At 61.6% G+C, this 21,401-nt stretch carries 12 protein-coding genes and 2 pseudogenes; 12 read left to right on the top strand and 2 right to left on the bottom strand.

Going from position 1 to position 21,401, the window contains the following annotated elements:
* The first annotated feature begins 328 nt into the window (after positions 1–328).
* Genes JW799_RS23620 through JW799_RS23610 form a run of 3 tightly spaced genes read left to right on the top strand, consistent with a single transcriptional unit; the run spans position 329 to position 7,576 of the window.
* A complete protein-coding gene (locus tag JW799_RS23620; protein ID WP_205431978.1) occupies positions 329–1,648 on the top strand; it encodes a glycoside hydrolase family 125 protein in 1,320 nt (439 codons plus the stop codon).
* Positions 1,645–4,791: an alpha-amylase family protein gene (locus JW799_RS23615; RefSeq protein WP_205431976.1), complete on the top strand. Its 3,147-nt coding sequence runs from the start codon at positions 1,645–1,647 to the stop codon at positions 4,789–4,791. Before JW799_RS23620 ends, JW799_RS23615 begins: the two co-directional genes overlap by 4 nt.
* A gap of 22 nt (positions 4,792–4,813) precedes the next feature.
* On the top strand, positions 4,814–7,576 hold the full coding sequence (locus tag JW799_RS23610; protein ID WP_205431974.1) for an alpha-mannosidase: 2,763 nt from the start codon (positions 4,814–4,816) through the stop codon (positions 7,574–7,576).
* A 75-nt stretch (positions 7,577–7,651) separates the two neighbouring features.
* Here JW799_RS23610 and JW799_RS23605 read toward each other — a convergent pair.
* Positions 7,652–7,891: pseudogene (locus tag JW799_RS23605) on the bottom strand (chromosome condensation regulator); the annotation flags it as partial.
* A gap of 280 nt (positions 7,892–8,171) precedes the next feature.
* Positions 8,172–8,816, bottom strand: coding sequence for a metal-dependent hydrolase (locus JW799_RS23600; protein WP_205431969.1), 645 nt, complete (start codon positions 8,814–8,816; stop codon positions 8,172–8,174).
* A 332-nt stretch (positions 8,817–9,148) separates the two neighbouring features.
* Between JW799_RS23600 and JW799_RS23595 the strand changes: the two genes are divergently transcribed.
* The 9 genes and pseudogenes from JW799_RS23595 to JW799_RS23560 form a co-directional block, all read left to right on the top strand.
* On the top strand, positions 9,149–10,030 hold the full coding sequence (locus JW799_RS23595; protein WP_080839007.1) for an aminoglycoside 6-adenylyltransferase: 882 nt from the start codon (positions 9,149–9,151) through the stop codon (positions 10,028–10,030).
* A gap of 13 nt (positions 10,031–10,043) precedes the next feature.
* A complete protein-coding gene (locus JW799_RS23590) occupies positions 10,044–10,574 on the top strand; it encodes a DinB family protein (protein ID WP_080839009.1) in 531 nt (176 codons plus the stop codon).
* A gap of 315 nt (positions 10,575–10,889) precedes the next feature.
* A complete protein-coding gene (locus JW799_RS23585) occupies positions 10,890–13,226 on the top strand; it encodes a helix-turn-helix domain-containing protein (RefSeq protein ID WP_080839011.1) in 2,337 nt (778 codons plus the stop codon).
* 321 nt (positions 13,227–13,547) lie between these two features.
* Positions 13,548–14,537, top strand: a complete 990-nt coding sequence (locus JW799_RS23580) for an ABC transporter permease (protein ID WP_240353395.1) — start codon at positions 13,548–13,550, stop codon at positions 14,535–14,537.
* Entirely contained in the window at positions 14,531–15,430 is a 900-nt protein-coding gene (locus JW799_RS23575; protein ID WP_080839018.1) for a carbohydrate ABC transporter permease, read from the top strand. The genes JW799_RS23580 and JW799_RS23575 overlap by 7 nt, the downstream gene beginning before the upstream one ends.
* Before the next feature lie 54 nt (positions 15,431–15,484).
* On the top strand, positions 15,485–17,092 hold the full coding sequence (locus JW799_RS23570; RefSeq protein ID WP_205431967.1) for an extracellular solute-binding protein: 1,608 nt from the start codon (positions 15,485–15,487) through the stop codon (positions 17,090–17,092).
* A 33-nt stretch (positions 17,093–17,125) separates the two neighbouring features.
* Entirely contained in the window at positions 17,126–19,468 is a 2,343-nt protein-coding gene (locus JW799_RS23565) for a hypothetical protein (RefSeq protein ID WP_240353394.1), read from the top strand.
* Positions 19,429–19,848: a hypothetical protein gene (locus JW799_RS28965; protein ID WP_240353393.1), complete on the top strand. Its 420-nt coding sequence runs from the start codon at positions 19,429–19,431 to the stop codon at positions 19,846–19,848. The genes JW799_RS23565 and JW799_RS28965 overlap by 40 nt, the downstream gene beginning before the upstream one ends.
* A 296-nt stretch (positions 19,849–20,144) precedes the next feature.
* A pseudogene (locus JW799_RS23560) lies at positions 20,145–21,398 on the top strand (alpha-L-fucosidase); the annotation flags it as partial.
* Positions 21,399–21,401 lie beyond the last annotated feature (3 nt).

Here is a 21,401-nt window from a genome sequence, read left to right as displayed (position 1 = left end):
AATCGCTTTGAATTAACGGCCGCAAGGCGACGTTAATCGGCCCGGGGACGCGGCCTGCAGGCGAATAACGGCGTCAACGTGCCGTTAATCGGCCCGGCGACGCGGCCCACCGGCAAATATCGGCCGAGAGGACCTGCCGATTGTCAGGTCCGAGGCAGTCGCAATGACACAGGACATGCGAACGATGCCGTTCGCTTGAAAGCTTGAAATCAACATCCGCATGGCGCCGCAAGCAAAGGTCGCTCTCCCTTCGCCCGAAAGGCCGAGGAGGGGCGGCCGCTTGTCCCGGCGCGGAACAGAACGAAACGATAAAGGAGCCTACCCGAACATGGAACAATTCAGACTCCCGAAAATTCCGATCCCCAAGCTCGAGCTGCCGCAAGCGGTACAGGCGGTGCTCGCCGAAGCCGAAGAAAAACTGGCGCATCGGCCCAAACTGCTGAAGCTGTTCAAAAACTGCTTCCCGAACACGCTGGAAACGACGACGAAGCTGCTGGACGACGGCACGACGTTCGTCATCACCGGCGATATTCCGGCCTCGTGGCTGCGCGATTCGGTCGAGCAGGTCGTTCATTACGTGCCTTTGGCCAAGAACGATCCGGATTTGCAGCGCATTATCGCCGGCCTGATCAAGCGGCATGTCGCCTACATTCAAATCGATCCGTACGCGAATGCGTTCAACGAATCGGCCAACGACTGGCACTGGAACACGACGGACGAAACCGAAATGTCGCCGTGGGTGTGGGAGCGCAAGTTCGAAATCGACTCGCTCTGCTTCTCGGTGCGGCTCGCCTACTTATATTGGAAGGAAACGGAGCGAACGGACATTTTCGACGCCGGCTTCAAAGCCGCGATGCGAACGATTTACGAGCTGTTTAAAACCGAGCAGCGGCACTTCGAGCTGTCGCCGTACCGTTTTACCCGCAACAACGGCATTCCGACCGACTCGCTGCGCAACAACGGGCTCGGCATGCCGGTCAACTATACGGGAATGGTGTGGTCGGGCTTCCGTTCGAGCGACGACGCGTGCGATTTCCACTACAACATTCCGGGCAACATGTTCGCGGTCGTCGCCTTGCGCCATATGCAGGAGTTTGCCGAGTGGGTGTTCCGCGATCTTGAATTCCTTCGCGAGCTGAAGGAGCTGGAGCAGGACATCGACCACGGGATCCGGCTGTACGGCATTTACCGGCATCCCGAATTCGGCCCGATCTACGCGTACGAAACCGACGGCTACGGCAATTACTGCCTGATGGACGACGCCGGCACGCCGGGGCTGATGTCCATTCCGTACCTCGGATACGTGTCCGCGGACGATCCGATCTATCAAAATACGCGCCGCTTCGCCCTGAGCAAGGAAAATCCGTTCTATTACGAAGGCGCGGCCGCAAAAGGCATCGGAAGCCCCCATACGCCGCCGGACTACATTTGGCATATGGCGCTGTCGATGCAGGGGCTGACGGCGACGACAGCCGAGGAAAAGCTGGAGATGATCGCGATGCTGGAGGCGACCGACGCGGATACCGGCTTCATGCACGAAGGGTTCCACGCCGACGATCCGAACGTGTTTACCCGCTCGTGGTTCGCCTGGTCCAACAGCCTGTTCTCGCAGCTCGTGTATAAAGCGATGAAGGACGGTTTGCTATGAGCCTTGAATCCGTCGTATCGAGTTTGCCGGCCCGAGTCGTTATTTTGTTCGATCCCGGCTTTCCGTCAAGCGGCGCCTGGACGGAGGCCGAAGCCGTGCAGCTCGGCGAATTCGGCAGCGTCGTCGCCGCGGGCGAACTGGCGCAGGCGCTTGACGCTCTCGGGGAGGGCGGCGTTTTCGTCAACCTGCACGCTCCGTTTTTTCCGAAGGACGCCTGGCCATCGATTCTGGGCTTTGCTCGGCGCGGCGGCGGCCTCGTCAGCGTAGGGGGCGCGCCGTTCAAGCGCCCGGTCCGTCTGCAAGAGGGACGGTGGATCGCGGAACCCGAGCAAACCGGCTACCATCAGCAGCTGCATATTCACGAAGCGCTGCGAGTTGACGGGGAAATCGTCGCAACCTGCGTCTCGAGCGAGTGCATTCCGCTGCTGCGGGGCGACGAGGGGCTGGTGCCGCTCAAGGAAGCGTGGAACCTGGTGCCGCACGTGACGAAAAGCAGCGACCACCCCGACCAGATGGGCTCGGGAGGCCCGATGGACACCCGGATTTATCCGCTGCTGAAAGGCATTTCCGCGGACGGGCGCGAGCGTTCGGCTCCGGCCGTCCTCTGGGAAAACGTCGGCGGCCCCTTCAAGGGAAGCCGCTGGCTGTTCGTCGGCCAGCCGCTTCCGGCGGGGGCGGAAAGCGTCAAGGCGCTCAAGCGGTGGACGGCGTTCGCGGCCCGCGGCGCGACGGAGCTGTGGCTGAAGCCCAACTACGCGTCCTATTCGGCGGGCGAGCGCGCCGCGCTGACGCTGCAAACGCAGCGGCTGGGCGGACCGCTTCCGCGCGCGGAGCGGGAGACGTGGCGCTTCGAGCTGACGGTGCGGCGCGAAGGAGCCGCCGAACCGGAATGGACGCAGAGCCTTGAAGCGGACGTCACCGGCGAGTTGAACTTCATCCGTCTGACTCTGCCGTTCGAGATCGGGGCCGGTCTTTACCGCGTCGCGTGCGAGGCGACGTCGCCGTCCGGCGAACGCCGCGTTCTGCGCCAGGCGTTCTGGGGACACGACGCCGCGCTGCTGGCGCAAGGGAAGCCGATCCAGGCCGGGCGCGATTATTTCGTCCAGGACGGGGTTCCGCTGCCGGTCGTGGGCATGACGTACATGACGAGCGACGTGGCGCGCAAATTTTTGCAGCTTCCGAACGCGGACGTCTGGGACCGGGACATGGCGCAAATGAAAAAAGCGGGCATCAACTGGATCCGCACCGGCATCTGGACGGCTTACCGCCACATCATGCTGGCCGACGGCCACGCCTCCGAGGAAGCGCTGCGCGCGATCGATGCGTTCCTGCTGACCGCGGCGAGGCACGAGCTGCACGTAACGTTTACGTTTTTCTCGTTTACGCCGGAGACGTGGGAAGGAACGAATCCGTATCTAGACCCGCGCAGCGTCGAGGCGCAAAAGCGGTTTATCCGTTCGATCGTCTCGCGCCACGCGGCCACGACGCACGTCGACTGGGATTTGATCAACGAGCCGTCGATGTTCGATCCGCCGCGTATTTTCTCCGACGGTCCACGTTCGGCGCGGGATCCGTTCGAGCGCAAGGCGTTCGGCGAATGGCTTGAGAGGCGGCACGGTTCGATTGCGGCGCTGCAGGAAAAATGGAACATGACGCCGGAGCAGCTTCCGGATTTCGCGTCGGCCGTACCGCCGGAGGCCGAAGAGATCAACTTCAGCGTGCAGGACATCCATTCCGGCAAAAAAGGCACCCGCTGGCTCGATTACTGCCTGTTCTCGATGGACATGCACAACCGGTGGGCGTCGGAACTGCGCGGCGCGATTCGGGAGCTCTGCCCCGACCACCTGGTGACCGTCGGCCAGGACGAAGCGCTCGGAGCCCAGCGTCCGTCTCCGTTTTTCTACGGGGAAGCGGTCGACTATACGACGGTCCACTCCTGGTGGCTGAACGACGATCTGCTGTGGGACGGCATTTTCGCGAAGACGGCGGACAAGCCGAATCTCGTGCAGGAAACCGGCATCATGTACGTGGAAAAGCCGGACGGTCGGGCCAAGCGAACGGAAGCGGAGCTGCGCAATTTGCTGGAGCGCAAATACGCCTATGCGTTCGCGACGGGCGGCTCCGGGGCGATTCAATGGATCTGGAACACGAATTTTTATATGGACAATGCGAACGAGTCGCATATCGGCGCGCTGCGCGCGGACGGAACGGAAAAGCCGGAGGCGGACGTTTCGTACGATTTCGGCCGGTTCATGGGCGGCATCCGCCCGCTGTTCGCGGGCCGCAAGCTGGAGGAGATCGCGGTCGTCTTCCCGTATTCGAACGACTTTTCCAACCGCAAGCTTGCTTACGATGCCACGACGCGGGCGACGCGCTCGCTCGCATACGAGCTGAAGCTGCCGTTCCGCGGCGCTTCCGAATATCATCTGGACGATCTGGCCGCAAATCCGGCCAAGCTCATCGTCTTGCCCAGTCCGCATAATATGGACGACGAAGCGCTCGCGAAGCTGTTGCGCATCGTCGGCGAAACCGGAGCGACGCTGCTCGCGACCGGGCCGCTCGGGCTGGACGCGTACTGGCGGGATTCCGCGCGGCTGGACGACCTGCTCGGCGCGGCCGAGTCCGGCAACGTGACGCGGGAAGAGCGGCTCGTCTTGAGCGGGAAGTGTCTGCCGGTTTCGTTCGGCCGCCGGCGGATCGCCGAGCTGGTCAAGGAAACGCGGCCGACGGCGGACGGAAGCGGCGCGGGCGCGGACGAATTGCGGGAGGTTGCCGTCGGAAGCGGGAAGCTCATCTGGTGCCCGCTGCCGGTCGAGCTGAACGACCGGGTCGAAACGGTTGCCGAGCTGTACCGGCACGCCGCCGAAGCGGCCGGAATCGCCGCGCCGCTCGAATGGCGCAAAGGCGGAGACGAGCCGGGCGTTTACGGGCGAAAGCTGAGTTTCGAGCAGGGCCATCTGTTCGTTTTCGTATCCGAAGCCGCCTGGGACGCCGAGATCGAAATCGGGGATCGGGACGCCGGCGCCGCGTATGCGTTCAAGCTGGAGAAGGAACGCTCGGTGCTGTTCGCGACGGATCGGACCGGCCGGGTGACCGCCGTCTATCGCCCCGAAGAAGTGGAAATTCGCACGCTCGATTTTTGACCGCATGGAAGGAGACGACAAGATGAGCCCCAAAAAAACGGCGCACATCATCTCCCACACCCACTGGGACAGGGAGTGGTACTTGCCCTACGAGAAGCATCACGTCCGGCTCGTCGAGCTGATCGACGTCCTGCTGGATAAGCTGGACCGGGACCCGGGGTACCGGAGTTTTTATCTCGACGGCCAGACGATTATTTTGGAGGATTACCTGCAGGTTCGTCCGGAGCAAAAGGAACGGCTGGAGGCTTACATCCGCGAAGGGCGGCTCATTATCGGGCCGTGGTACATTTTGCAGGATGCGTTCCTGACAAGCGGCGAAGCCAACGTCCGCAATATGCAGATCGGCCACCAGGACGCGCGGCGCTACGGCCAGCCGGCCAAAATCGGCTATTACCCGGACACGTTCGGCCTGACGGGACAGACGCCCCAGCTGATGCGGCAGGCGGGAATCGGCAACGTGTTTTTCGGGCGCGGCGTCAAGCCGACGGGCTTCAACAACACCGTGTCCGACGGCGGCTACGAGTCTTCGTTTTCCGAATTGCTGTGGGTCGGCCCGGACGGCTCGAAGGTGCTCGGCATTTTGTTCGCGAACTGGTATTCGAACGGCAACGAGGTGCCCGCGGACGAGGCGGAAGCGAAAGCGTACTGGGAGCGCAAGCTGGCGGATGCGGAAAAGTACGCGTCCACCGGCGAGCTGCTGTTCATGAACGGCTGCGATCATCAGCCGATCCAGCTCGATCTGCCGGAGGCGATCGAAACGGCGAAGCGGCTGTACCCGGACGTGGAATTCGTTCATTCGAATTTTCCCGATTATGTCCGGGCGCTCGAAGGCTCGATCGATCGGGAGCTGTCTTCGGTGCACGGCGAGCTGCGCAGCCAGCGCACGGACGGCTGGGGGACGCTCGTCAATACCGCGTCGGCGCGCGTATATCTGAAGCAAATGAATCAGCTGGGCCAGGCGATGCTGGAAAAAGTGGCGGAGCCGCTGGCGACGATCGCGTCCCTGCACGGGGCGAGCTATCCGCACCACCTGTTCACGTACGCGTGGAAAACGCTGATGCAGAACCATCCGCACGACAGCATTTGCGGCTGCAGCGTCGACGAGGTGCACCGCGAAATGGTAACCCGCTTCGACAAAAGCCGCCACGTCGCGGAAAGCATCGCCGACGCCAGCGCTTCCGCGATCGCGGACCGGATCGACACGTCCGGCTTCGCCCGCTTCGGCGCGGAGGCGCGGCCCGTCGTCGCGTTCAATACGACGGGAACGGCGCGCACGGGCGTCGTCACGATCGAGCTCGACGCGGAGCGGCTGTACTTCCGCGAAGGCTATACGCTCGAGGAAGCGGCCGAGCGCATGAAGGCGGTCGACCTGTCCGGCCGGGCGCTTGTCGACGCGGACGGCGCGGCGGTCGCCTGCACCGTCCGGGATCTCGGCTTGCAGTTCGGCTACGATTTGCCGGACGACAAGTTCCGGCAGCCGTATTTTTGCCGGCGGGTGGCGCTCACGTTCGAGGCGGCCGACGTTCCCGCGCTCGGCTGGAAAACGTACGCATGGCTGCGCCCGTCGTCCGGCGCTTCATCGGCCGCCGCTGGAACCGGGGCGCCGGCATCGCTCGTTTCCGGTGAACGCGTGCTCGAAAACGGCTTCCTGAAAGCCGAAGTTTCGGACGACGGCTCGTTTGCGCTGACCGACAAAACGACGGGCCGCGTCTTCCGCGATCTCGGCGTTTACGAGGATGTCGGCGATATCGGCAACGAGTACATGTTCAAACAGCCGGACGGAGTGCCGGCGCAAACGACGAAGGGGCTGCCGGCCCGCATTTCCGTCGTCGAAAATACGGAATATCGCGCGCGCATTGAAATCGTCCACGACTGGGACATTCCGGCTTCGGCGGACGAGCGGCTGGAGGCGGAGCAGCGGGAGCTGGTGTACTATCCGCACCGCAAAAGCGGCCGCTCGAAGGAGACGGTGCGGCTGTCGATCCGCACGGTCCTTACGCTCGAGCGGTCGGCGAAGGGGCTGGAAATCGAATCCTCCCTCGACAATCGCGCAAAGGACCATCGCGTCCGGATGCTGTTTCCGACGGACCTTGCGGCGGCGTTGCATCGCGCGGACTCGATGTTCGAGGTGGCGGTCCGGGACAACGTTCCGGCGCCGGAGTGGGAAAATCCGAGTTATACCCAGCACCAGCAGGCGTTCGCGGATGTCGCGGAGAGCGGCGCCGGCCTTACGGTGGCCAACCTCGGCCTGAACGAATACGAGGTTTTGCGCGACGGCCGCAACACGATCGCGGTGACCTTGCTGCGCTCGGTCGGCGAGCTGGGCGACTGGGGCCTGTTCCCGACGCCGGAGGCGCAATGCCTCGGCAAGCATATGGCACGGCTTATGCTCATTCCGCACGACGGGGACGGCGTCGCCTCCGGCGCATACGAGCGTGCATACCAGTTCCAGGTGCCGTGGACGGTTCGCCAAACCGGGTTGCACGAAGGCGCCGTCGCGCCTGTGTACGAGCCGCTGCGCTGGTCGGGCGACAAGCTGGCGTTTTCCTCGCTCAAGCTTAGCGAGGCGACGGGAGACGTTATGCTGCGCTGGTACAACCTGAGCGGCGAAGCGGAATCGCTTGAATTGAACGCGAATATCCCGGTTGCGGAAGCTTACAAGAGCAATATTTTGGAGGAGCGCGTCCAACCGCTCGAGACGGATAAGCCGGGCAAGCTGCAGCTCGCCGTCGGCGGTTGCGAGATCGTGACGATCGGACTTGGCGTCCAACGAAGCGAGCAGTAAAAAAAGATACGGCAGATCGAGGCGTTGCGCCTTGGTCTGCCGTTTTTTGCTCGGGACGGTCGGCGCGTCGAAAAACTAGTTGCCGGGCAGCCGGATGCCGCGCCAGCCCCTGACATCGCATTGGCCAAATTCATTGTCGCCCGCAGCCGCTACCGTGCCGTCCGATTTAAGGCCGAGCGTATGAGCGCAACCCGCCGCAACCGCCGCCATTTCGCTCCAGTCGTTTACATTGCATTGGCCAGATTCATTATTGCCCGCAGCCACCAAAGTGCCGTCAGATTTAAGCCCGACGGTATGACGACGCCCCGCCGCTATGGTGTTTTTCGGCCACCGTTTCACTTTAAGCGACGCTTCTTCTTTCGGTGAAAGGCAATCTTTCATGTTACCTCCTTAAAGGCAAGACCTATTTTTTGTAATTAAACCGGCCTTTGCAATGTGTCCGCGGAAGAGATTTTCGAAACGTCTTCTATTCCTACATCCTACCAGAAAAGGCGTGACGATTTAACGCACTGCCGAAAGCGGCCATAACGAAACCGCCGGAAACCCGCAATCCGGCGGCTGTTCGGAGCGAAAGGGCTAGCTGCGCTTGTCGGCGTCAAAACGGAACCTTGAACGTCTTCTTCGTGAGCGGATACAGCAGCTTGACGCCGCTCGGCGTCATCGTATCCAGCAGCAAGTGCGAAACGTAGCCCGCGACCGCGAAGTTGGTCAGCCCCTGGATGCCCAGCTCATTCTCGAAGGCGCGCCCGATAAAGCCCCAGGCGACGACCGCCCAGACGGTGTGCGTCAGCCCCCGGTGATTCAACCAGGGCGCCCAGGCGACGAAGACGCCCAGTCCCATCATCCCGTATAGATAATCGTTCCATCCCGAATAGACGAGTCCGACTCCGATCAGGCTGACGAGCAGATTGCGCATGAAGCCCTGCTTCATCAGCAGGCCCAGGAGCAGCGCGGCGACCGCGGCGGCCGCGGGCTTCGGATATAGGACGCCCCAGGCGAAATAAGACCAGGCAAAGTAACCGACGGCCGCGGCCCCTCCCCACAAGGCGCATTCGCGGATAAAGCCGGTCGCTTTGCCGAGCTTGGCGCTCAGCAGGTTGTTGCCGTCGAGATCGGCGGCAAGCGCGGAAAACGCGGATACGGCGACGTAAAGCAGGGCGTCTTCCGGCCGGAACGGGTAGACGAGCGATGCCGCGAGTCCGATGCCGGCGCCGACGGCGAGATGAGTCGAACCTTTCATAATGCCTCCAAAAACGAACCAATGTTGTTAAAAGATGAATGAGAACGTTTGTTTGCTTTGTCATTATACATGCGTTTCCGGGAAAAGGCAATCTTCGCGTCCGGCGGCCATGACATGCCGCCGCGCGGCTTGCGCCGCAATCGCTCCCCGGCATGCATTGTGCTTCCGACGGGAGTCTTGTATTCTGAAAGGGAAAGGGGAGAGCGCGCATGAAGAAAAAGTGGAACAAGTTGTAACGCCGGGCCCGAACCTTCGTTTTTGCGGCTCGCATCCGTGGACCTCCGAATCGCCTTCTAACGCCCGAAAAAATAAAAACGGAGGTTGAATCGAAAATGCGAACGGAAAACGAAATGCTGGACCTGATCCTCGATTATGCCAAAAGCGACGAGCGCGTCCGTGCCGTGACGATGGAAGGATCGCGGACGAACCCGAACGCGCCCCGGGACCTTTTCCAGGACTACGATATTTCCTACCACGTGACGGAGATGGAATCCTACTTGCGGAACCCCGGCTGGATCGACGTTTTCGGGGAGCGGATCATTTTGCAGATGCCCGAGGATATGTGCATGTTTCCCCCGGAGCTCGGCGCGCGGTTTTCTTACCTGATGCTGTTCGCCGACGGCAACCGGATCGACCTGACGCTCATTCCCGTCGAAGAGGTCGAAGCCTACTGCAAGGAAGACAAGCTGATGAAAGTGCTGCTCGACAAGGACGGACGGTTTCCCGAGCTTCCGGCTCCGACCGACGAAGACTATTGGGTCAAACGTCCGACCGCCGAATGGTTCGCCGATTGCTGCAACGAGTTTTGGTGGGTGTCGACCTATGTGGCCAAAGGCTTATGGCGCAAAGAGATGCTGTACGCGCAGGAGCATTTGAACCGTTACGTCCGGCCGATGCTAATCAAAATGCTGGAATGGCAAGCGGGCATCGGAACGGGATTCGCCGTCAGCGCGGGCAAAAACGGAAAATATTTGGAAAACTATTTGCCCGAGCCCAGCTGGCGGACACTGATGGCCACCTATGCGGACGGCAGCTACGAGAGCGTCTGGAACGCGCTCTTTGCCGCGGGCGAGCTGTTTCGCCGGACGGCGGTCCACGTCGCGGGGGATCTGGGCTTCGAGTATCCCGAGGAGGACGACCGGCGCGTAACCGCCTATTTGAAGCGCGTCCGGCAGTTGCCGCCGAACGCCCGCGATTTTGATGTTCCCGGATGAAAGGAGCGGCGCGATGAATTTGACGATGAAGCCGGAAGAAGCGATCGAAGTGCTGGAGCGTACGCCGCCGACGCTTGAAGCTTTTTTGTCCGGATTATCGGACGGCTGGCTGGAGTGCAACGAAGGCGTAGGAACGTGGAACGTCTCCGAAGTGATCGGCCATCTGATCGAAGCGGAAAAAACGAACTGGATGCCGCGGCTGGAATGGATCGTGAGGGAAGGGGATCGCAAGCCGTTTCCTCCGTTCGACCGGTTCGCCCACTTGAAGGAAGACGCCAACCGGCCGATCGGGGAGAAACTGGCGGAGCTGAAAGCGATTCGGGCGCAAAATATCGCCAAGCTCAAATCGCTGGCCGATCCCGGTTTGCGACTCGAATTAACCGGCATGCATCCCGAGTTCGGCCCCGTGAAGCTGCGGGAGCTTCTCTCCGCGTGGGTCGTTCACGATTTGACGCATATCGCGCAGATCGTTCGGGTGATGGCGGAACGATACCGGGCCGACGTCGGGCCCTGGCAGGCGTATTTGGGCATTTTGAAAAAATAGAGCCGTCCGGGCGATCGGACGAATCGCGCGGCTGCCGGCAGAGGACCGGCTCGAACGGCGGAGCGAATCCGCCGTCCGGGCCGGTTTTTCGTTCGATGGGCCCGCTCACGCGCAAAGAGGCGAATCCGCAAGCGGCCAGGGTACAATTTTTTGTCCGGCACCCATTTGTTTCGGCGCGCGGCCGGTCCGGCCCGTTCTCTTGACCGCGGAGGGAGGGAACGGTACGATTAGAGCGAATTAAAATGTAAGCGATTGCACGAAGGCTGCGCGAATCCGCCGCATTCGCTTGCGCTCGGTAAACGGGGGGATAGGCCGATGATCTACGCGAAACCGGTCGTGGCGATCGGGAAAGGGAGAGTGTTCGCCAAGTTTTTGCTTTCCTATTTTTTCATCCTCGTCATTCCGCTGTCGATCGGGTTGTACGCTTACGAAAGAACGATCGAAGTGCTGCGGGAGGACGCGGTCACCTTGAATGCGGCCGTGCTTCAGCAAAGCGAGCAAAACATGAACCAGCTGCTGCTGGAGATTCGCGACGTCGTTTCGCTCGTCTCGCTCAACACCGACATGCTCATGCTGATGTCGAACGCGGGGCCGGAATGGTCTGCCGATACGATTTACCGTTTTTCCCAGCTGAAAAACGAGCTGAGCAAGCTGTCGACGAATAAATATTTTTCGGACGTTTTCGTCTATATGCGAAAAAGCGGGTCGGTCGTATCCAAAGACTACGTGGAGCGCGCGGCCGAGCACCCGATGCGGATCGGCGCCGAGCCGCTCGGGTTGTGGCTGGAACGGACGCTTCGGGAGGGGGACGTCAACCGGTACGCGCGCCTGGAAAACGTGGCCGGCCTGCGTGCGGACGGCAATTACATCGCGTACGTAGGGGCGCTGCCGCCCGGCTACAGCAGCCGCATCGACGGCGCGGTCGTCATTCTCATGGAGGAGAAGACGGTCGCCTCCATGTTCAGCCGGCTGCTTGTTCAGCCCGGATCGTTCGCCTACATCGTGGACGAGGAAAACCGGCTCATCGCCTCGGCAAGCCGGGGGACCGGACCCGTTCGGCCGGTGGCTTTCGAAGCGGAGGACCGGGCGCGGTATCAATTCCTTAAAATGAACGGCCAAAACATGTTCGTCAGCAACACGCGTTCCGCGACGAACGGGTGGACGTACGCGGCGGGCGTTCCGGCCGAAACCGTCCTGTCCAAGGCGGACTACATCAAGCGGATCAATCTCGTCGTTCTGCTTCTGGCCGGAAGCGCCGGCTGCGTGATCGCGCTTCTGTTCGCGTACCGGAACAGCAAGCCGATCGTGGAGCTTTTGGAATCGATCAAGGATTTCGGGGCCAGGGACAAGGAGCGGCGGCGGAAGCCGAACGAAATGGAAATGCTGAAGTCGGCCGTCAGCCAAATGAAAAACAGCCACCAGCGGCTCAACGTGCGGATGAATCGGCAGCTCCCGCTGCTGCAGGAGGCTTTTTTCGAGCGGCTGCTGAAATCGGGATTCAACAGCCGGGACGAGTTGAACGCGCGGCTGGCCGGCAGCGAGCTCGAGCTCCGCGAGGGGACGGCGCTCGCCGTCGCCGTCAAGCTTCGCGGCGGCGAATTTTCCGCGGACGAACGGGCCGATTCCGTCGCGCCGCTGCCGGAAACGAAGCGGAAAGCGCGCGCCGCGCTGGAGGAGGCGCTGGAGGGCGGCGCCTACGTTCACGATCCGGGCGGCGAGACGCTTGCCCTGATCGTGACGGCCGGCAGCGAAGGAAGGGAAGCGTTTTTGCGCGGGTGGGAGGAGCGGCTTCGGAACGTTCAAGAGCGGCTGCTGCACGAATGCGAAGCGCCGACGTCGATCGGAGTCGGCCGGACGTACGCCGGTCCGATGGACCTGTGGCGATCCTGGAACGAGGCGTGCCAGGCGCTGGATTACCAGGAGCCCGGGTTGCCGCAGCAGCTTACCCGCTATGACTCGTTCAGCCGCAACTCGAACCATTACTACTATCCGCTCGATTTGGAAACGAAGCTGATCCATACGGTCCGGTCGGGGGATACGGAGGCGCTCGCCCGCCTGTTCGAGCACTTCGAGCATCAAAATTTTCAACTGCGCCGGCTCAGTCCGATCCGCAAGAAACAGCTGCTGCAGGAGATGCGCGGCACGCTCGAAAAGCTGTCCGAACAAATCCGGTTCCGCTCGGGCTTGGAACCGATCGCGGCCGAGCCGGACGGCGTCGCCGGGGAAACGGGCGGACGGGAGGACGCCTTCGCGCAGCTGAAACAAACCTTTTTCCGGCTGTGCGAGCATCTGGAAAACCAAAAAAACGAGCGCTACCGGGAAACGTTCGAACGGATGAAAGCTTATATCGCCGCCCGCTGCAACGACAGCAATTTGAGCCTGAGCGAGCTGGCGGGCGAATTCAAGCAGTCGGAAAGCTACGTGTCGACCTTTTTCAAGGAGCAGATGGGGGCTACGTTTTCGGACTATTTGGAGCGGCTCCGCCTGGAACAGGCTTGCGGGCTGCTGCGCGATTCGGAGCTGGCGATCCGGGAGATCGCCGTCCGCGTCGGTTACGGAAGCGACAAATCGTTTCGCCGGGCGTTCAAGCGGGCGTTCGGCACGCAGCCGACGGCGTTCCGGAAAGCGCAGGAGGCCCGGCTCGAAGGATGACCGGCCCGGGCGATGGCCGGTCCGGCGGGCGGGGCCGCCGCGGAAGGCCGTCCGCGAACGAATGCGCGCCTGCGATCAAAGGTCCGGCCGCCCGCCCGGACAGCGGAAAAAAGCCAGGCGCCGCGCGGCTTCAAGGGCCGCGGCAAAAAAAAGCGTGCCCTGAAACAACTGATCCTTTACGGCGGAGAAGAAACGGGGCTAAGGTTGAAATGATAGCGCTGTCATTTTGCCTTTCCGTTTTCAGCCTGCCCTATTACATTCGAAGCAGACGCCGCGGAGATGCCGCCGCACGGCTGCCGTCAAGGAGGAGGTCGACATCGATTGAATAACGCCACCGCCCCGCCGCGCGCGCTCCGGACGGCGCCGAACGCGTTCGGCTTCGCGGGAATCGCGCGCAAAGCGAAAAAGCAAAGGCTGCTGCTGCTTCTGCTGCTGCCGGCCGTCGCTTACTTCATTTTGTTTTCATACGTCCCGATGTACGGAGTGCTGATCGCGTTCAAAAACTTCCGCCTGCAGGAAGGCCAGAGCTTTCTCGCCAACATCCTGCATTCGCCGTGGGCCGGCCCGCTGGGACTCGACCACTTTCGGGCGTTTATCGGCGGCCCGCATTTCGGCCGCTTGCTGCGGAATACGTTTTTGCTCGGCTTTTATTCGCTGCTGTTCGGGTTTCCGGTGCCGATTCTATTCGCGCTGCTGCTGAACGAGCTGAAGCGCCGTTTCTACAAAAGCTTCGTGCAAACCGTAAGCTACCTGCCGTATTTTCTGTCCATCGTCGCCGTCGTCGGCATGATGAAGGTCGCGCTGTCGCCGAGCACGGGGATCGTCAACCAGCTGCTCGCCAGGTTCGGTCTGGAACCGATCTACTTTTTCGCGATGCCCGAATGGTTTCGGTTTTTGTTCGTCGGCTCCGGCATTTGGACGGGGATGGGGATGGGTGCGGTCATCTACCTGGCCGCGCTCTCCAAAGTGGACGCCGAGCAATACGAGTCGGCCGTCATCGACGGAGCGTCGCGGCTTCGGCAAATGTGGCACATCACGCTGCCCGCGATCAAGCCGGTCGTCGTCATCACGCTCATTTTGAACATGTCGGGGGTGCTCAGCGTCGGCGCGGAAAAAATCATTTTGATGTATAACTCGCTCACCTACGAAACGGCCGACGTCTTTTCGACTTACGTGTACCGTCGCGGCTTGATCGAGCTCGATTTCAGCTTCGGCGCCGCGGTCGATCTGTTCAATGCCGCCGTCAACATCGCGTTTCTGGTCACGGCGAACGCCATTGCCCGAAAGGTGGCGGACGAAAGCCTATGGTAAAAGACGCCGGATTCGGTTCGAAGGTGCTCGACGCCGTCGTGCACCTGACGATGATCCTCGTGCTGCTCGCGACGCTGCTGCCGCTCGTGCATATCGCCGCCGTGTCGTTCAGCGATCCCGACGCGATCGTGCGCGGAAAGGTCGGCCTTCTGCCGTCCTCGTTCAGCCTGGAGGCGTATCGGACGATTCTGTTCGAAAACGCCCATATTCCGAAGGCGTTTCTGAATTCGGTCGTCATTACGGCCGTCGGCACGGCGATGAACGTCGCGTTCACGACGGCGGCCGCCTATGCGCTTGCCAAGCGGGATTTGCTGTTTCGTCCGTTTTTCATGACGATGGCGGTGCTGCCGATGTTTTTCACCGGCGGGCTCATTCCGCAGTTTTTGCTCGTCAAGTCGCTCGGCATGATGAACACGGTGTGGGCGGTCACCGTCCCCGCGCTCATCAGCTCCTGGTGGCTGATCATTATGATCTCGTTTTTCCGCCATTTCCCGGCGGAGCTGGAGGAGGCCGCGAAGCTGGACGGCTGCGGCGAATGGCAGTCGCTGCTGCGGATCGTGCTGCCCTTGTCGATGGCGGGCGTCGCGACGATCGCGCTTTTTTACGCGGTGTCGCACTGGAACTCCTATTTTTCCGCCATGCTTTACTTCCGCAGCTACGACAAATACCCGCTGCAGCTTATTTTAAGGGAGATCGTTTTGCAAAACACGCTCGCCGAACAGCTTGCCGCGCAGGGCAACGCAGCGCTCGCCGAGGATTACGGGACCAGGCTGACGCCGGAGAGCGTGCAGTACGCCACATTGATCGTTTCGATCGTGCCGATGCTGGCCGTTTACCCTTTTATCCAAAAGTATTTCGTCAAAGGGATGATGATCGGCTCGCTCAAAGGCTAGATCGGCTTTTTCGCCGTCCCGGGAGCCGGCGTTGCTTTTCTGGAGCGCCGGGGCTTGGAACGGCATCATTCGATGCGGGGGGATGAAGAAAATGACCGTACGCAAATGACCCGGGGCGCGCTTGCGGGCACGCTTATGCTTTCGACTTTCATGGCCGGATGCGCCGGCTCGAACGACGCGGGCAAGCCGGCGGATTCCGGGAGCGCGGCTCCAGGATCGTCCGCGCCGGCCGCGATCGAAATTTCGGTAACCGGCATGCCGAAATACGCGCCGAACGAAATCCCGAACGAGTACGTGAAGCAGGTCGAGGAACGGTTCGGCATGGACTGGGACTTCGAAGCGATTCCGCTTTCGGCCGGCCTGGAAAAATACAACGTCATGTTCGCTTCCGGCGAATATCCGGAATTCATTCCGAACATGAACAGCCCGTCCAGCGTCAAAAAGTGGGCGTCGGCCGGCTACCTGCTGCCGATCGGCGATTACATCGACAAGCTGCCGAATTACCGGAAGCTGTTCACGGACGAGGATTGGGCGATGATGCTCGATTTCGCCGGCACGGACGGGAAGCTTTACATGCTGCCGAGCCTGGCGACGAACGATCCGATGACGTGGATTTTCCGCAAGGACGCTTTCGACCGGGCGGGCATCGCGGAGTTTCCGAAGACGCTCGATGAGCTGCGCGAAGCGCTGCGGAAGCTGAAGGAGGCGTACCCGGAATCGGTCGGCATCGGCGTGCGCGGCGGGACCGGCACCTCGGGCATCCAAAATTTGATGAACGGCTTCCGCCAGTCGTTCCGCAATCCGAACAACGCGCAGACGCGGGGCTTCTGGAACGACCCGGACGCGGGCGGCGCGGTCGTCTGGAACATGGCGACGGATAAGCACCGGAGCATGCTCGCCTATTTGGCCGGCCTTTACAAGGAAGGCTTGATCGAAAAAGAGTTCGCGACGTTGACGCAGGACCAGTGGGTGACGAAGCGGCTAGCCGGCAAAGTGCTGCTCGATTTCCAATGGGCGAGCCATACCGTCGATCCTGCGTACGCGCTGACGGACATTCCCGGCGGCCGGTGGGAATATACTCGCGCGCTGCCGACGGCGGGCGACTTGCCCGCGCTCGAGTTCAAGCCGGCCAACTTCGCGCTGTTCGGGCCGATCTTCAGCAGCAAGCTGGCCGATCAGCCGGAGAAGCTCGACAAGCTGTTCGAATATATCGAATGGAGCGCGACGCCGGAAGGGCAGCTGTTCCACCATATGGGCATCGAGAACGTTACCTATGAGCGCAAGGACGGCAATATCGTTTACAAGGAAGGGTTGAACCGGCAAAAGGTCGCGGAGGAATACGGGTTCGACTGGTTTATCAAGCAAAGCGAAGAGGTGCTGAAATCCGACGCGACGTTCGCCAAAAAGCAGGAAGCGATGAACGAACTGGCCGGCATCTACAACGTCGATCCGAAAAGCGCTCCGCTGAGCGAGGAAGAGCAGCAAGTCGTCAATACGACGATGAGCGCGCTGGAGGATATCGCCTACCAGTTCGCCACGAAAGCCGTCATGGGCATCGTCGACGTCGCGAAGGACGCCGAATGGAACCGGTATTTGAGCGATCTGGAAAAGTCGGGTCTTCGGGAAGCGACGGAAATTTTCCAAAAATATTTGCAGGAATAGACCCAACCGAGCGTCAGGGGGAATCGTACCGTCATGAAAACCGTTCATTTGTCCGTCTCGGAAACGGCGGGAAAAAGAGAGCGCTTCGGCGCGGAGCTGCTGAAGCGCTCGCTGCAAGGAATCGGCTGCGAGGTCCGGGAGCACGGCTCGTGGACGCTCGCGGCGTACCGCGGCATTCCGGGGCCGAAAATCGTCGTCGGCGTCCGCGGGGAGCATCCGTTTCTCCGCGAGCTGGAGGAAAGCGACGTGCTGCTGTACCATACCGATCCGCCGGGCGCCGAAGGGTTTTATCTCGCTTCCTTGCCCGGCGAGCTGATCGCGGTCGCGGGAGGCGGCGATACCGGCGCGCTCTACGGCTGCCAGGAGCTGGCCGACCGGATCGGGCAGGCGGGCCAGCTTCCGCGCAATCTCGCGTACGGAGACGGTCCGGCCATGAAGCTGCGCGGCCCCGTCGTGCCTTTGCAACTGACGAAGCTGGAGCCGCCCCGGCAAACGTACGAGTACCCGATCACGCCCGGCCGGTTTCCGTGGTTTTACGACCGGGGGATGTGGCTCGCCTATTTGGACCGGCTGTTCGAGTATCGCTGCAACGTCGTGTACGTCTGGTCCGGCCATCCGTTTTCCTCGCTCGTGCGGCTTGCGGAATACCCCGAAGCGCTGGAAGTGACGGAGGAGGAGTTCAGCCTGAACGCCGAGACGGTCCGCTGGCTCGCCGAAGAATGCGACCGCCGGGGCATCTGGCTCGTGCTCAAATTTTACAACATTCACATCCCGTTGCCGTTCGCGCGCCATCACGGCCTCGACCTTCATCAGCCGAAGCCGCTGCCGCTGACGAGCGACTATTACATCCGTTCCATCTCCGCCTTCATCCGCGAATACCCGAACGTCGGATTGATGGTTTGCCTGGGCGAGGCGCTGCAGGGAGCGGTTTACGGCGTCGAATGGTTCAACGAAACGATATTGGCCGGGGTTAAGGAAGGCTTAAAGTCGTTGGGGCGCAAGGAGCCTCCGCCGATCATCGTCCGGGCGCACGCCATCCCCGCGGAAAAAGTAATGGCCGAGGCGATTCCGCAATACCCGAATTTGTTCACCGAGGCGAAGTACAACGGCGAGTCCCTGACGACGTATACGCCGCGCGGCAAATGGCAGGGCGTGCACCGGCATTTGGCCTCGCTCGGCTCCGTCCACTTGTTCAACGTGCACATATTGGCGAATTTGGAGCCGTTCCGCTACGGTTCTCCCGATTTTATTCAAAAATCCGTCCAGGCGGCCAAGTACCGGCTTCACGCGAACGGTATCCATCTGTATCCGCTCTTTTTCTGGGATTGGCCGTATTCGCCGGACAAAACGAACCCGAGGCTGAAGCAGATCGACCGCGACTGGATCTGGTTTGCCGCATGGTTCCGCTACGCCTGGAATCCCGACCGCGACCCGAAGCTGGAGCGCTCGTACTGGATCGGGCGGCTGCAGGAGCGCTACGGCAGCCGCGAGGCGGGGGAAGCGATTCTGGACGCCTATGAGGAAGCGGGAGAAATCGCGCCGAAGCTGCTGCGGAGGTTCGGCATTACGGAAGGCAACCGGCAGACGATGAGCCTCGGCATGACGATGAGCCAGCTCGTCAATCCGGCCCGCTACAGCCCGTGGCGGGAGCTGTGGGAGGATCAGGCGCCGCAGGGAGAGCGGCTCGACGTCTATGACGAGCGCGAAGCGAACGGGCAGCCGCATATCGGCGAAACGCCGCCCGATATCGCGGACGCCGCCGACGAGCATGCGAAGCGGGCGCTCCGGGCGATCCGGTCTGCGGAACGGTTCGTCGAGCGCGGCCGGGACGAGTTCGGGCGGCTTGCGTCCGATATCGAGGCGATCGCCTGGATGACGCAAGCCTATACGCACAAGGTTCGCGCGGCGATTCGCATCCTGGCGTACAAGCGGCTTGCGGCCGAAGGAGGCTTCGCGAAGCATGCCGAAGCGCTGGCGGAAGCGGAGCCGGATTTCCGGCGCAGCCTGGAAGCGTACCGGAAGCTCGCCGAGCTGACGGAACGCACGTATTTGTACGCGAACAGCATGCAGACGCCGCAGCGGAAGGTGCCGTTTCCCGACGGCGAAAAATTCGGCCACTGGCGGGATTGCCTGCCGCGCTACGAGGCCGAGTACAGTACGCGAATTTCGCGGCCCGTTTGCGGGAGCTTCGGGAGGGGAAGCTGCCGAAGGCGATCGCGGACGCGGCGGGACAGGCGGCGATCGCGCCGTATCGGCAGGCGGCGTTCGAGCTTCTGTCGGCGGATGCCGAAACCTATACGCTGCGGAAGGACGAACGGCTGTTTACGGACGGCGGCGTGTTCGCGTCTTTCGTCGCGGAAGAGCTGGCCGGGCTGACCGGCATCCGGTTCTCCCGCGAGCGCGCGAGCAAGGAGGGGATGCGAATCGAGCTCGAGTTGAAGGAGCCCGCGCGCATCCTCATCGGCTACTTCCGCTCGGGCGATTCCCAGTGGCTTCAGGTGCCCAGCCTGGAAGTGAACACGCACGCCGACGCGCGCGGCGGACTCGCGCCGGTGATCGCAAACGGATTGAAGGTGTTCTTCCATCCTTCGGTCAACGTGCATGCATTTCTTTACGAGGAAGGCCGCCATGCGCTCGATTTCGGGCCGGGCGCCTATCTCGTCGCCGGCGTCATCCCGGCGGAGGAGCCGCTGTCGCCCCGGGATGCGGACGCTTCGGCCGGCGTGGACACGCTCGATTGGTTGTTCGAGCCCTAAGCGGGACAATAGTGGCAGACGATCGAATGAAAGCAGGCTTCGCGCCGTTCGAGGCCGCTTGGCTTGGGTTGCGGCTTCGCCCCGTTCGAGGCCGCTTGGCTTGGGTAGCGGCTTCACCCCGTTCGATGCCGTTCGGCTAGGGTTGCGGCTTCGGACGGGTTTCTCTTCTTGTTTGGCTAGAGGGTTTGCTGGAGGCGTAACGCGCTTCGAAGGAGGCTGATCTTTTTGACCACAATCCGATTGGATAATCCGCAAGATACGGTAGCCCCTACCCGGGGGATTCGAGCTGGTACACGCACGACCGTTTCGGCATGTTCATCCACTGGGGCCTGTACTCGCTCGGAGCGAGGCACGAGTGGATGCGTTCGCGCGAGTTTTTGAGCAACGAGCAGTACGAAACCTATTTCAAGCGCTTCGATCCCGATTTGTACGATCCCGGCTTATGGGCGCAGCTTGCCAGCGACGCGGGCATGAAATACATGGTGGCGACGGCCAAGCACCATGAAGGCTTCTGCTTGTGGGACTCGCAATTGACGGAATACAAAGCGACCCGTACGCCCGCCGGAAGGGACGTGCTGCGGCCGATGCTGGACGCCTTTCGCGAACGGGGCTTAAGGACGGGCCTTTATTATTCGCTGCTCGACTGGCACCACCCGCATTACACCGTCGACGTCAAGCACCCGCAGCGCTACGATGCCGAATTCGCGGCGCAAAGCCGCGAGCGCGACTGGCACCGATACGTAGACTACCTGCACGGACAAACGAAAGAACTGCTGACCGGGTACGGGCCGATCGACCTGATGTTCTTCGACTTTTCCATTCCGTCCGCGGAAGGCTTTGCCGGGAAGGGGAAAGACGAATGGCAGAGCGAGCGGCTCGTCGAGACGATCCGGTCGCTCCATCCCGATATTTTGCTTAACGACCGGCTGCAAATTCCGGGAGACATTACGACGCCGGAGCAGTATCAGCCGCGGGAATGGATTCAGGTGAACGGTCGCCGCGTCGTATGGGAAGCTTGCCATACGTTCAGCGGCTCGTGGGGCTATTACCGCGACGAGGAATCGTGGAAAAGCGTCGACACGCTGGTCAAAATGCTGATCGATACCGTCGCTAAAGGCGGCAACCTGCTCCTGAACGTCGGGCCTAACGGAAGGGGGGAAATCGACGAGCGAGCGGTCGACCGCCTGAAGGGGATCGGGGCCTGGATGCGGCTGCACAGCCGATCGATTTACGGCTGCACCGCCGCTCCCGAATCGCTTTATTGTCCGCCGGACTGTCGGTATACGTTCCATCCCGAGAAAAAGCGGCTGTACATTCACTTGTTCAGCTGGCCTTTCAAGCATCTGCATCTATACGGATTTGCGGGATTGGCCGAGTACGCCCAACTGCTGAACGACGCCTCGGAAATCCGGATGCTCGAGGGCGAACGGGAAATGACGATGGAGGCTGGCGCCTTTAACGAGGGAAGGAAAGCGGGAACGCTGACGCTGCAGCTGCCCGTGAAAAAACCGGCCGCCTGCGTGCCGGTCATCGAGCTGTTTTTGAAGTAGGCC

Origin of the sequence: Cohnella algarum (assembly GCF_016937515.1) — a bacterium.
Lineage (GTDB): Bacteria > Bacillota > Bacilli > Paenibacillales > Paenibacillaceae > Cohnella > Cohnella algarum.
This window is presented reverse-complemented; position numbering and strand designations above follow the sequence as displayed.

Bases quoted from the DNA above. Each gene is read 5' to 3' on its own strand.
- JW799_RS23620 (WP_205431978.1), top strand. From the start codon at position 329: ATGGAACAATTCAGACTCCCGAAAATTCCGATCCCCAAGCTCGAGCTG.
- JW799_RS23615 (WP_205431976.1), top strand. From the start codon at position 1,645: ATGAGCCTTGAATCCGTCGTATCGAGTTTGCCGGCCCGAGTCGTTATT.
- JW799_RS23610 (WP_205431974.1), top strand. From the start codon at position 4,814: ATGAGCCCCAAAAAAACGGCGCACATCATCTCCCACACCCACTGGGAC.
- JW799_RS23600 (WP_205431969.1), bottom strand. From the start codon at position 8,816: ATGAAAGGTTCGACTCATCTCGCCGTCGGCGCCGGCATCGGACTCGCG.
- JW799_RS23595 (WP_080839007.1), top strand. From the start codon at position 9,149: ATGCGAACGGAAAACGAAATGCTGGACCTGATCCTCGATTATGCCAAA.
- JW799_RS23590 (WP_080839009.1), top strand. From the start codon at position 10,044: ATGAATTTGACGATGAAGCCGGAAGAAGCGATCGAAGTGCTGGAGCGT.
- JW799_RS23585 (WP_080839011.1), top strand. From the start codon at position 10,890: ATGATCTACGCGAAACCGGTCGTGGCGATCGGGAAAGGGAGAGTGTTC.
- JW799_RS23575 (WP_080839018.1), top strand. From the start codon at position 14,531: ATGGTAAAAGACGCCGGATTCGGTTCGAAGGTGCTCGACGCCGTCGTG.
- JW799_RS23565 (WP_240353394.1), top strand. From the start codon at position 17,126: ATGAAAACCGTTCATTTGTCCGTCTCGGAAACGGCGGGAAAAAGAGAG.